This is a genomic window from Mediterraneibacter glycyrrhizinilyticus (assembly GCF_015560805.1).
GTDB lineage: Bacteria > Bacillota > Clostridia > Lachnospirales > Lachnospiraceae > Schaedlerella > Schaedlerella glycyrrhizinilytica_A.
Map to the genome: position 1 here is coordinate 88182 of NZ_JADMSO010000011.1, position 11629 is coordinate 99810.

11 protein-coding genes and 1 rRNA gene are annotated in these 11629 nt (G+C 45.5%); 4 read left to right on the forward strand and 8 right to left on the reverse strand.

The annotated features are described in order from the left end of the window. The 3 genes from I2H87_RS11265 (at position 1) to hcp (ending at position 2277) form a co-directional block, all read left to right on the forward strand. Complete coding sequence (locus tag I2H87_RS11265) at positions 1-333, forward strand: cupin domain-containing protein (protein ID WP_195610013.1); 333 nt, start codon at positions 1-3, stop codon at positions 331-333. Between the two features lie 110 nt (positions 334-443). Further along, positions 444-557 (forward strand): 4Fe-4S domain-containing protein, encoded by a 114-nt coding sequence (locus I2H87_RS14020; RefSeq protein ID WP_330611569.1) that lies wholly within the window; start codon positions 444-446, stop codon positions 555-557. Between the two features lie 79 nt (positions 558-636). Beyond that, positions 637-2277: a hydroxylamine reductase gene (gene hcp / locus I2H87_RS11275; protein WP_195610015.1), complete on the forward strand. Its 1641-nt coding sequence runs from the start codon at positions 637-639 to the stop codon at positions 2275-2277. A 205-nt stretch (positions 2278-2482) separates the two neighbouring features. On the opposite strand, the gene guaA is transcribed toward hcp, so the two are convergent. Together guaA and I2H87_RS11285 are read right to left on the reverse strand one after the other, a co-directional pair. After that, positions 2483-3772 (reverse strand): glutamine-hydrolyzing GMP synthase, encoded by a 1290-nt coding sequence (gene guaA / locus I2H87_RS11280; RefSeq protein WP_054703919.1) that lies wholly within the window; start codon positions 3770-3772, stop codon positions 2483-2485. Positions 3773-3832: 60 nt separating this feature from the next. After that, complete coding sequence (locus tag I2H87_RS11285; RefSeq protein WP_009268987.1) at positions 3833-4189, reverse strand: hypothetical protein; 357 nt, start codon at positions 4187-4189, stop codon at positions 3833-3835. A 279-nt stretch (positions 4190-4468) separates the two neighbouring features. Between I2H87_RS11285 and I2H87_RS11290 the strand changes: the two genes are divergently transcribed. Then, positions 4469-4708, forward strand: a complete 240-nt coding sequence (locus I2H87_RS11290) for a hypothetical protein (protein WP_195610018.1) — start codon at positions 4469-4471, stop codon at positions 4706-4708. A 428-nt stretch (positions 4709-5136) separates the two neighbouring features. Here I2H87_RS11290 and I2H87_RS11295 read toward each other — a convergent pair whose 3' ends face one another. The 6 genes from I2H87_RS11295 to I2H87_RS11320 all read right to left on the reverse strand — a co-directional run. After that, entirely contained in the window at positions 5137-6543 is a 1407-nt protein-coding gene (locus I2H87_RS11295; RefSeq protein WP_195610020.1) for a uracil-xanthine permease family protein, read from the reverse strand. Positions 6544-6751: 208 nt separating this feature from the next. Next, a complete protein-coding gene (xdhC, locus tag I2H87_RS11300; protein ID WP_195610022.1) occupies positions 6752-7261 on the reverse strand; it encodes a xanthine dehydrogenase subunit XdhC in 510 nt (169 codons plus the stop codon). Then, positions 7254-8141: a xanthine dehydrogenase subunit XdhB gene (gene xdhB, locus I2H87_RS11305; RefSeq protein ID WP_195610024.1), complete on the reverse strand. Its 888-nt coding sequence runs from the start codon at positions 8139-8141 to the stop codon at positions 7254-7256. The genes xdhC and xdhB overlap by 8 nt, the downstream gene beginning before the upstream one ends. 13 nt (positions 8142-8154) lie before the next feature. Next, on the reverse strand, positions 8155-10440 hold the full coding sequence (gene xdhA / locus I2H87_RS11310) for a xanthine dehydrogenase subunit XdhA (protein WP_195610026.1): 2286 nt from the start codon (positions 10438-10440) through the stop codon (positions 8155-8157). Positions 10441-10487: 47 nt separating this feature from the next. Then, a complete protein-coding gene (locus I2H87_RS11315; RefSeq protein ID WP_195610028.1) occupies positions 10488-11201 on the reverse strand; it encodes a Crp/Fnr family transcriptional regulator in 714 nt (237 codons plus the stop codon). Between the two features lie 302 nt (positions 11202-11503). Next, a 23S ribosomal RNA gene (locus I2H87_RS11320) occupies positions 11504-11629 on the reverse strand; the annotation flags it as partial.

Consider the following 11629-nt stretch of genomic DNA (forward strand, 5'->3'; position numbering starts at 1 on the left):
ATGAGTAAAAAGATGAAAAACATTGCTCAATCAGAAGTACTGACGCTGAGAGAACAAATTTCTTATCAGGAGGGGCAGGTTGTCAGCAAAACTTTGACACAAAACCAGGCAGTAAGTATTACCCTGTTCTCATTCGCAAAGGGCGAAGAGATCAGCACCCATGAATCGGATGGGGACGCCTTCGTCACCTGCTTGGATGGTATCGGAAAAATCACGATTGATGGCGTTGAATATCTGCTGCACGAAGGAGAATCTATTGTCATGCCAGCAGGCCATCCCCATGCGGTATATGGGCAGGAAGCGTTCAAGATGCTTTTAGTAGTTGTATTTTAATCAAACGCAAAATTGACAAAGGAAGGTGATTTTATGAAAGCAACAAAAGTAGATAAGGATCTCTGCATTGGCTGTGGGCTTTGCTGTGGATCTGCGACGAGGTTTTCCGTATGAACGAGCAGGGAAAGGTGGAAGCGTGTCAACCAGCAGACGCTGAAAATCAAGGTGCTGTACAGGAGGCCATCGACTCGTGTCCTGTGTCTGCAATCGCCTGGGAAGATTAATTCAAACGCGTCTATATGCTTTTTTGATTGAGAAGAAACCACATTATTTCAAATTTTAATAGTTTTTAGGAGGCATATTATGGAACAAAAAATGTTTTGCTATCAGTGTCAGGAAACCGCCGGGTGCAAGGGCTGCACCATGTCCGGCGTATGCGGAAAGAAACCTGATGTAGCGGCCATGCAGGATCTGTTGGTCTATGTCACAAAAGGAATTTCGGCTATTACGACTGCATTGCGTCAGGAAGGTAAGCAGGTATCTGCCAAAATCAATCACTTGATTACTCTGAATCTGTTCACTACCATTACCAACGCAAATTTTGATAAAGAGAGCATTGAATCAAGAATCCGTGCTACACTGACCGAAAAGGAAGTTCTGCTAAAGCAAGTTACCAATCTGACTGTTCTGCCTGAAGCTGCAAAATGGAACGGATCTGAAAACTGGGAAGAAAAAGCCAGAACTGTCGGTGTTCTTTCTACCGAAAACGAGGATATTCGCTCTCTGCGCGAGTTAATCACCTACGGTTTGAAGGGACTTTCCGCTTACTCGAAGCACGCAAATGTGCTGTTGAAGGACAACGATGAAGTTGACACATTTCTTCAGAAAGCACTGGCTGCCACGCTGAATGACAACCTTAGTATAGAAGATCTGATTGCTCTAACAATGGAAACAGGAAAATACGGAGTATCCGGTATGGCAATGCTGGATAAGGCTAACACAGACAGCTATGGAAACCCCGAAATTACAAAAGTAAATATCGGTGTCAGAAAGAACCCCGGCATTCTGGTATCCGGCCACGACCTGCGCGATTTGGAAATGCTGTTAGAACAGACACAGGGAACTGGAGTGGATGTGTATACGCATTCCGAGATGTTGCCAGCTCATTATTATCCCGCTTTCAAAAAATATCCTAACTTTGTTGGTAATTATGGGAATGCTTGGTGGAAACAAAAAGAAGAATTTGAATCCTTTAACGGTCCTATTCTAATGACAACCAACTGCATTGTTCCTCCTAAGGATAGTTACAAAAACAGGCTTTACACTACCGGCGCTGCGGGATATCCGGGATGTACACATATTCCGGGAGAAATTGGCGAACAAAAAGATTTTTCTGCGATTATTGAGCATGCAAAAAAATGTGTCGCTCCGAGTGAAATCGAAACCGGTGAAATCATCGGCGGATTTGCCCATGCACAAGTTCTGGCTTTGGCAGATAAAGTTGTAGAAGCTGTAAAAAGCGGTGCTATCAAAAAGTTTGTGGTTATGGCGGGCTGTGATGGTCGAGCAAAGAGCCGCGACTACTATACAGAATTTGCTAAGGCTCTGCCGAAGGACACTGTCATCCTTACTGCCGGTTGTGCAAAATATAAATATAACAAGTTGCCTTTAGGCGATATCAATGGCATCCCACGTGTTCTGGATGCAGGTCAATGCAATGATTCCTATTCCCTTGCTGTAATCGCCTTGAAACTCAAAGAGGTCTTTGGGCTTGACGATATTAACGATCTGCCAATTATCTATAATATCGCATGGTACGAGCAAAAAGCAGTTATCGTTCTTCTGGCTCTTTTATATCTTGGCGTGAAGAATATCCACCTTGGCCCTACACTTCCGGCATTTCTCAGCCCGAATGTTGCAAAGGTCTTGATCGAGAACTTCGGCATTGCAGGAATTGGCACTGTGGAAGAGGATATGGAGAAGTTTTTCGGTATTAACGCATAAAAAATACTCCGTCAAAAGAAATAGATCCAACAGGCATAAAGAAACCTCGGAAACCCTTAGAAAATGGGCATCCGAGGTTTTCTGTCTGTTATTCGAATCTGACAACGCCTAATCATTTTGTTTTCAGACTTGCTTTCCACCATACACCTTTTCTTATTGATAAATCATCCCTTTATCCACAATCTCCCTCGCACACGCTTGTATATTATTCGAATTCTATCGTGGCCACCGGCTTCGGTGTGATCTCATAGCACACCCGGCTCACGCTCGGCACTTCCGCGCTGATCCTTGCGCAGATCCGCTCCAAAATATCGTAATCAATCCGCTCGATCGAAGCTGTCATTGCGTCAATCGTATTAACTGCGCGGATGACAACCATATATCCCATGCTCCGGGCATTATTTCTGACACCGACGGCTTTGAAGTCCGGCACAACGGTAAAGTACTGCCATACTTTCTTATCCAGTCCGGCTTTCTCAAATTCTTCCCTGAGGATCGCATCGGACTCACGTACTGCTTCCAGCCGGTCACGCGTGATCGCGCCCAAACATCTTACGCCAAGTCCCGGTCCCGGGAACGGCTGGCGATATACCATATTTGCCGGAAGACCAAGCTCCAGACCGCAGGCACGCACCTCATCTTTGAACAACTGTTTCAACGGCTCTACCAGCTCAAACTGCAGATCTTCCGGAAGACCGCCCACATTGTGATGAGATTTTACCATCTTTGCTGTTTTCGTTCCGCTTTCGATAATATCCGGATAAATGGTTCCCTGTCCGAGAAAATCAATTCCGTCCAGTTTTCTTGCTTCTTCCTCAAATACACGGATAAATTCTCCGCCGATGATCTTTCTCTTTTCCTCCGGATCGGATACATTTTCCAATTTACCTAAGAAACGTTCCGTCGCATCCACATAGATCAGATTTGCATGCAGCTGGTTTTTAAATACTTCCACAACGCTCTCCGATTCATTTTTCCGCATCAGACCATGATTTACATGTACACATACAAGCTGCTGTCCGATTGCTTTCAACAGAAGCGCGGCTACAACAGAGGAATCTACGCCGCCGGAAAGTGCCAGCAAGACTTTCTTATCTCCCACCTGCTGCCGCACCAGTTCTACCTGATCTTCGATGAAATTCTTCATATTCCAGTTGGCTTCCGCCTTACATTCCTCAAACAAAAATGCTTTCAATTCTTCTGTCGGAAGTTTGGCATAATTTTTTGCACATTTGGCGGTCGGATGATCTACTGCGATCACCGGATAACCACAGTTATAAATTGCCGGATCGACATCAATCGCAGCGCCCTCTACAACACGGTTCTCCCCTCCATTTAAAATAATTCCTTTTACATTATCCAGATTTTCCAGTTCTTCCACGGTAATATCATGAGGATGGATCTCACTGTAAACGCCGAGATCACGAATATTTCTTGCCAACACCGTGTTTTCTGTACTTCCAAGATCAAGAATTACGATCATATCCTGTTTCATTTTATGTCTCCTTTTACGCTCCTATAATTTCATGTTGCCTAAATGATTCCATTCCTTTATTTACAGAAGAAATTCTTTCTTTTCCAAGATTGCCTCCACTGCCGCGCAGGCCGGACAATCACAATATGCCGCTCCTGCCGCTTTGAGCTCTCTTGCATGTGCAGCCACTTCTTTTGCATGATCCGCACCAAACACCGCTGCCCCCGCTTCAGATTCCGCAAATGTGATCAAGCCGTCCACTGTCACAATATCTTCCTCCAGCTCTGCGAGATATGCTTTTGTTTCTTCTGCTTCCCGCTCTGTGCCCACTAACGCAAGCCATTGTTCCGCCGCTTTTCTCGCTTCTGCACTGCATGTCGGCGCCTGGATCAGTTCTTTCGTTTTTTCCTGAACAAATTGTAAGATTTCCGCTTTCATCTTGTGCCCTCCTTTTTATCGATTGTAAAATTCTGCATAAAAACAAATCTAAATACATTTTATCACACCCCACCTGCTCACACAACCGCAGGTCTTATTTCTTTCTTCAAAGTTCTTCAAATACTTTCCCAAAATACTTTTCAAAATCTTCTGTAAACTTCGATCGATTTTATGTTACTATATCTTCATCGGGCAATACGATATTCGACATCCGTAAAATATCTTCGGATCACTGCGGATATGCCCCGGTTTTACATCCATTTAAAAAGGAGATTTTTTATGAATATGAATCTAAATCAACTGGCAATGTTACAAAAAGCAAAGACCTCACTGGATCGTTTCCGTGCCAATCATCCGAAATTTCCGGCATTTTTAGATACAATCCAGAAAAATGCCATGCAGAACGGAACGATCGTAGAGATCACTGTCAAAACTCCGGACGGTCGACGTTACGAATCTAATTTGAAATTGAAACAGGAAGATCTCGATCTTCTTGAAATGTTCCGGCAACTAAAATAGCGGTCTTGCACTCGGAATTTTTGCCTGCGGCGGCTGCGCGATCGGAGTCTATTCTATCGGTGGGGCAGCGATTGCCGCTCAGATTGCCTCCGGCGGAACCGCCTATGGTGCCGTCGCGATCGGAAATCACCCGTCCGGCATCCATCCAATCTATACTGATACTTTACCATCCTATGAATCTATCTGCAGCGCTATCCGCACCGCGCTTCCGCATACGCCTGATTTTCTGATACGGCTCTTCGCCTCAGTCCGTTCTTGATTTACAGAATCACCGGAAGTGCCAAAAGGCACATTCCGGGATTGTAAGCAGTCGCCAAGGTCTCGGGCAAGCCCGAACTTTGGCTCGTTACCTATACAAAAACAGTGCCCGAAAAGCTCCTTTGAGATTTCATTGATCTCCCGACTTTTCAGACACTGTTTTTCATCTTTTACGCTGTCTCCGTTTTCTGTTTCGGCAGGAACAGGCTCAGCAGCAGGGAAACAACAAATACTCCCGCAACCGCATTTCCATTGAAGATATCCCCTACAGGCTGTGGGAATGCCGCAAAGAAGTTTCCGGATGTCTGTGTCAGACCGACACCGACACAAAATGCCAGAGAAACAATGATCATTGTGCGGTCATTAAACTCACAGTCTTTCATCATTTTCACACCCTCATACATGATCGATCCGAACATCATAACGGTACATCCGCCGAGTACGGACTGTGGAAGAGAATTGAAAAATGCGCCCAGCGGCGGGAACAATGATGCAAGGATCAGGATCAACGCTCCCATCAGGATCGTAAACCGGTTGATCACTCCGGTCATTGTCACCAGACCGACATTTTGACTGAATGACGTCAGCGGAAGACATCCGAAGCATCCGGAGATCGCGCTGGAGAATCCATCCACCGCGAGAGATCCCTGTAATTCTTCCATCTTAATATCACGGTCCAATGTTCCTTTGCATACCGCCGTCGTAGCTCCGGTCGTCTCAGCAGCCGACACAAGAAAGACAATGGCGATCGTACAGAACGCACCGATATCAAATACCGGTTTATGTCCTGTCAAGAACACAAGTTTCGGAAGACTGAAATATCCGACTTCCCCGATCGTCTTCGTGATTCCCGAAAAATCGATCATCGGAGCAATTCCGGCTGCGGTAAAGACTGCGGAGATCACATATCCGAAAACAAGTCCTACAAGGATATTCAGATTTTTGTATACCCCTTTCAGCAGATAACGTGATACAAGACAGACGATCAGCGTCATCGCGCCAACCAGCAGATGATACCATGCTCCAAAGGTTTCACTTCCGGTTCCGCCGCCCCACGAATCCATTCCGACCGGAAGCAGAGACAGACCGATAGCTACAACGACACACGCCGACACGATCGGAGTCAGGAATCGTTTCCAATACCGTGCGCTCAATCCGACAAGTCCCTCAAAAATACCGCCCAGGATCACGGCTCCGACCATTCCCTCATAACCGAGTTCCGGATTTGTACAGATCATCAGCAGACTTCCGAGAAACGTAAAACTTACTCCCATAACGATCGGAAGTTTGGAACCGATCTTCCAGATTGGATAGAGCTGCAGACAGGTTCCTATTCCCGCCACAAACATCGCGCACTGCAAAAGGCTTGTGATCTCCGCAGGCGTCAGATGGTTTCCCGTATCACGCACGATCGCCGCACTGCAGACGATCAGAACCGGCGCCAGATTCGCCACAAACATTGCAAGCACATGCTGCAGACCAAACGGAATCGCTTTTCCAAGCGGCACGCGTCCGTTCAAATGATAAATGTTTTCCGCGCTCACCGCTGCAACAGCTTTCTCTTTTTCGTTTTCCATGATGCTTTCTTGCCCTCCTCATTTTTCGTATTTTCCTTATTTTAGGGTATAAAAAACACCAGCAGAATCCTATGGGTCTCCAATCCGTCAATGGAAGTAACACTTTTCCATTTCTTTATTCTGATCTATAAGGTCTGCTGATGTTCTTATACAGTACTGTTTCCGTCAAAAATTTGTAAATATATTTCACATTACGATAATTTTCCTCTTAAACAGCATCTGCCTCCGCCTCTTTACCGAGTCGTCTCAACATCGTTTTCTTTACGGCTCTGAAAATATTTTCATAACCGGTGCATCTGCAGAGATGACCTGACATGAGTTTCCGGATTTCCTCATCGGAATATTCTTTTCCCGACTGAAGCATCTCTGTTGCACTCATAATAAATCCCGGCGTGCAGAATCCGCACTGTACGGCAGCTTCATCGATAAATGCCTGTTGTATATCGGAAATCTCTCCGTTTGGTCCTGCCAGCCCCTCAAGCGTAAGAATTTCTTTTCCCTCTGCCCAGACTGCCAGATAAATACAGGAGTTAAAACATTCTCCGTCTACAATGACATTGCACGCGCCGCACTCTCCGACTTCACATCCCTTTTTTACACTTGTCAGACGGAAATCATCCCGGAGCAGATCGGTAAGTGAAGCTCTCACATCGATCATTTTTTCCACTTTTTTTCCATTGATCGTACATCTCAATAATTTATACTGTGCACTACTCATTGATCTCACCTCCCGCAAGCCGGATCGACTCTGTCAACGCACGTTCCGCCAGTACTACGGCAATATGCTGTCTGAAGTCTTTTGCCGCTCTCCAACTGTCGCGCGGATTAATATCTTCCAATACCGCTTTTGCAAATTCCCGGATTGCCGCTTTCGTCGTCGGTTTTCCTTTTGCTTTCGCCTCCGCTGACGGAGCGCGCATCGGAACCGGTCCTGCCACGCCATATGCAATGCGGACGTCTTCCATCGTCTTCTTATCCGCAGACAATTTTACATTAACGGAACAGCCGGTCGTTGCAATATCCATTGCATTTCTCATCGCATATTTGATGTAATGTCCTTTATATCCCTCATATGCTTCTTTCGGAATAATGATCGCTGTCTGCAGTTCTCCCGGTCTTAAATCTACAACACCTGCCTTGATATAGAAATCATGGATTGGAATCCGTCTTACGCCATCCGGTCCTGTGATCTCCACGATCGCATCCCAGGCATGCAGCGTGGAAGCGGAATCCGCAGATGTCACACCATTGCATGTATTTCCGCCGATTGTCCCGATGTTACGGATCTGCGGACCACCGACCATATCTACCGCCTCTCCCAGAACATTAATATGTTCCTGGATGATCGGATCTTTTGTAATATGGGAAAAACTCGTAAGAGATCCGATCCGGATCGCTCCGTCTGCTTCGTAAGACACACCACGCATCTCATCGAGCATATAAATGCTCACCAACTCTTTTCCGGCACGTTTTCCCTCTCTCATCTGTACAAGCACATCACTTCCTCCTGCGATGATCTGTGCTTCCGGATGTTCTACAAGGAGCGCAACCGCATGTTCTACACTCTCTGCCTCATAAAGCGCTTTCATATCATACATAGCCTAAGCCTCCTTAAATCATTCCTTCTTCCTTCATCTGCCGGAAGAGATTATGTGGATTGACCGGTGCATCATTTACCCCAACTCCGGTCGCCTGATATACTGCATTTCGGATTGCCGGTGCAATCGAACATGTCGGCGGTTCTCCCAACGCCTTTGTTCCAAATGCACTGGTCGGTTCCGGATTTTCTACAAAGTATGCGCGAAGTCTCGGATGATCCATAAATGTAGACAGTTTGTAATCCAAAAGATTGTTATTCAATGCACGACCTGTCTTCTCGTCATACATCAGTTTCTCTGATAAACCAAATCCGATTCCCATGCTCATTCCGCCGTGAACCTGCGCTTCCGCAAGCGCCGGGTTAATGATCGTTCCGGCATCATGCACGTTGACGATATCCAGTAATTTTACCTGGCACATCGGAATATCGACTTCCACTTCTGCAAATGTACATCCAAACGAATATGCGTTGGATTTGATCTGCGAGGTACTTTCCGCGGACAAATGCAGACTATGGTTCAGGCTGTACAATGCCTCTGTGGAAAGTTCGCCTAATGTCATCAGCTCTCTGCCATCCGTTACACGAACGATCTTACCATCGATAATATCCAGATTATATGCCGGCATTCTTGTCAGTTCATGTGCATATTCCAAAATCCGTTCTTTTAAAAGCATTGCGGTCTGACGGATCGCAAAACCTGCCGTATACGTCTGTCTCGATGCATAAGCACCGGTTCCAAACGGCGTCACGTCCGTATCCTGACAGGAAACAACGTGTACATATTCCAACGGAACCCCAAGCACATCTGCCGTCATCTGGGTATATGCGGTATCCGCTCCCTGCCCGATCTCGGTCTCACCGAGCTGTACCTGAAGGGATCCGTCCTGATTCAGCACCATACGACAGGAAGATGTCTCCAGCGAGATCGGCCATACCGCGGTGTTATACCAGAATACTGCCATTCCGATTCCTCTTCGTATATCCCCTGTCTGATTCTGATATTCTGCATATTTCCGTTTGTAATCGATTTCTTCCATACCTTTTTCAATACATTGGTTAAAGGTGTCGGTATAAAGTTCATTCTTTGAGAATGGATCTGTGTATCCAACCGGCATCAGATTCTTTCTTCGGAATTCGATCGGATCCATTCCCAGTCTTGCCGCAACTTCCTCTGTGTGACATTCCACCGCCCACATTGCCTGCGGGATTCCATATCCTCGCATCGCGCCGGCAACCGATTTATTGGTAAATATGGTGTAAGCGTCTACTTCCACATTTTCACACGGATAAAGCTGCGGAAATGCACCTGCGCCTTTTGCTACAATGCTGTGTCCGTGTGATGCGTATGCTCCCTGATCGGAAAATGCTTCCAATTTCCTTGCGGCAAATGTACCATCCGGTCTTACCCAGGAAATGATATGACTTTTGATCGCATGGCGGACACGGGTGGATACAAATGTCTCTTCACGCGGTACATCCAGCTTCACAAGATGCCCTCCAAGCTGCATGCTCAGCCATGCACAAAGCGGCTCATACAATACATCCTGTTTATTTCCGAATCCTCCGCCTATGTAAGGTTTGATGACGCGGATCTTTCCCCAGTCTACGCCAAGCGCCTGCCCAACTACACGCCGGACAATGTGAGGGATCTGTGTGGATGTCACCACTTTGATCCGGTCTCCCTCCATTTCTGCATAACAGATAAAATTCTCAATATGACAATGCTGAACGGTCGGCGTGCTGTACCATCCCTCAACTTTGATCAGTCCCGGTTCCTTGATCGCTTCCTCGTAATTTCCTTTCTGGATCGTCGTATGTTTCAAGATATTATTCGGATATTCTTCATGGATTTGCGGCGCTCCGTCTTTCATCGATTCCATCACATCCAATACAAACGGATATTCTTCATATTCTACTTTGATCGCACGAAGCGCCTGCGCTGCGGAGACCTCATCTTCCGCTACAACAGCCGCAATGTCGTCTCCGTAAAATCTTACGCGTTCTGTCAGAACGAGCCGGTCTGCCACATCCTGATGGCTCTCATCTGTTGACCACGGATGACCTGCAGTCGGAAAATAATGCTTCTCTTTCACATCAAAACAAGTGAACACCTTTACAACGCCCGGAATCTTTTCAGCCTCAGAAACGTCTATCGACACGACGCGTCCGTTTGCAACCGTTGAATGCAGGATTCTTGCAATATATGCACTCTTATCACATAAATCATCCGTGTATCGCGTACGTCCGATCACCTTATCATATGCATCGACACGGGTTACTTTTTTCCCTACATACATCCTTTTTCCCTCCTTAAGTCCATACATTTGAAACAAATTTCACCGTTTTATATTTCCCCGTAAATGTGTTGGTCAATATAACGTTTCATTCGCTGGTACTCTTCTTCTGTGATTAATATTTTCCCTTTGTTCACCTGGATAAATCCTTTCTCCTCCAGGATTTTGATGTTTCTGCTCAAAGTCTTTGTCGAAAAGCCAATCTCTTCTGCAAGCTGCGTTCTCGTCTGATTCAGGTTCATATCGATAATCTTACTGTTCGCCGCTTTTTGTTCGTATTTCCTCACCAGATATAATACAAGCCTCTCTTTTGCCTCCAAAAACAGGTATCGTCTCGCATCTGTCGTCTGTGTGATCAGACGCCGCATATTTACCTTTGTTCTGGAATAAAGCGCCTCCGCGTCATTTTGGATCCATTCCATATAAAACGCAGCCGGAATCGTAAGCACACGGCACTTTGTAACGGTTACAACACTGATCCTGTAATATAAAAGATCTGCAAAACATTCGATCTCTCCGAAAAAATCTCCCGGGCCAAAATCTTTAAAAGAATATGCTCTTTCATTGATCGGCCAGTCAATACCTGTCACTTTCCCGGAAAGAATAATATAAATGTTGTTGCATCTCTCACCAGCTTTAATCAATGTTGTGTCCGCCTCCACCTCCGTCAACGTCATATAATACTTTACTTCTTCTGAACAATTCTGAAATAAAAGATTCATATATGCCCGCTTTTTCGGTGGCAATTCATTGAACACATCCATGGGACTATCACCTCTTTCCTTTATTATATAGATATATCATCACAGAATAAAAGGACAAATGTCTAATTTTCTCCATTATAACAAATTCCAGCAGAGTATACAAATTTCAATAAATAATCATAGGAATTTCAAATTCTTTTTGTGCATATTGCCTTTTCTTGCAAGAATACCATTTGTTCATTTTTGAAGTACAAAAAAAACAGTACCATCACTGATACTGTTCTCTCTCATCCCATATTCAAAAAATATGTCCCTTCAAAACTGCATACAAAGAATGAACATCACTTGTTCCTATCACCTGTCTGGTTATGCCCTCGACCTATTAGTAACAGTCAGCTCCATGCATTACTGCACTTCCACCTCTGCCCTATCTACCTCGTCGTCTTCAAGGGGTCTTACTAACTTGACGTTATGGGATATCTCATCTT

Bases quoted from the DNA above. Each gene is read 5' to 3' on its own strand.
- I2H87_RS11265 (WP_195610013.1), top strand. From the start codon at position 1: ATGAGTAAAAAGATGAAAAACATTGCTCAATCAGAAGTACTGACGCTG.
- I2H87_RS14020 (WP_330611569.1), top strand. From the start codon at position 444: ATGAACGAGCAGGGAAAGGTGGAAGCGTGTCAACCAGCAGACGCTGAA.
- hcp (WP_195610015.1), top strand. From the start codon at position 637: ATGGAACAAAAAATGTTTTGCTATCAGTGTCAGGAAACCGCCGGGTGC.
- guaA (WP_054703919.1), bottom strand. From the start codon at position 3,772: ATGAAACAGGATATGATCGTAATTCTTGATCTTGGAAGTACAGAAAAC.
- I2H87_RS11285 (WP_009268987.1), bottom strand. From the start codon at position 4,189: ATGAAAGCGGAAATCTTACAATTTGTTCAGGAAAAAACGAAAGAACTG.
- I2H87_RS11290 (WP_195610018.1), top strand. From the start codon at position 4,469: ATGAATATGAATCTAAATCAACTGGCAATGTTACAAAAAGCAAAGACC.
- I2H87_RS11295 (WP_195610020.1), bottom strand. From the start codon at position 6,543: ATGGAAAACGAAAAAGAGAAAGCTGTTGCAGCGGTGAGCGCGGAAAAC.
- xdhC (WP_195610022.1), bottom strand. From the start codon at position 7,261: ATGAGTAGTGCACAGTATAAATTATTGAGATGTACGATCAATGGAAAA.
- xdhB (WP_195610024.1), bottom strand. From the start codon at position 8,141: ATGTATGATATGAAAGCGCTTTATGAGGCAGAGAGTGTAGAACATGCG.
- xdhA (WP_195610026.1), bottom strand. From the start codon at position 10,440: ATGTATGTAGGGAAAAAAGTAACCCGTGTCGATGCATATGATAAGGTG.
- I2H87_RS11315 (WP_195610028.1), bottom strand. From the start codon at position 11,201: ATGGATGTGTTCAATGAATTGCCACCGAAAAAGCGGGCATATATGAAT.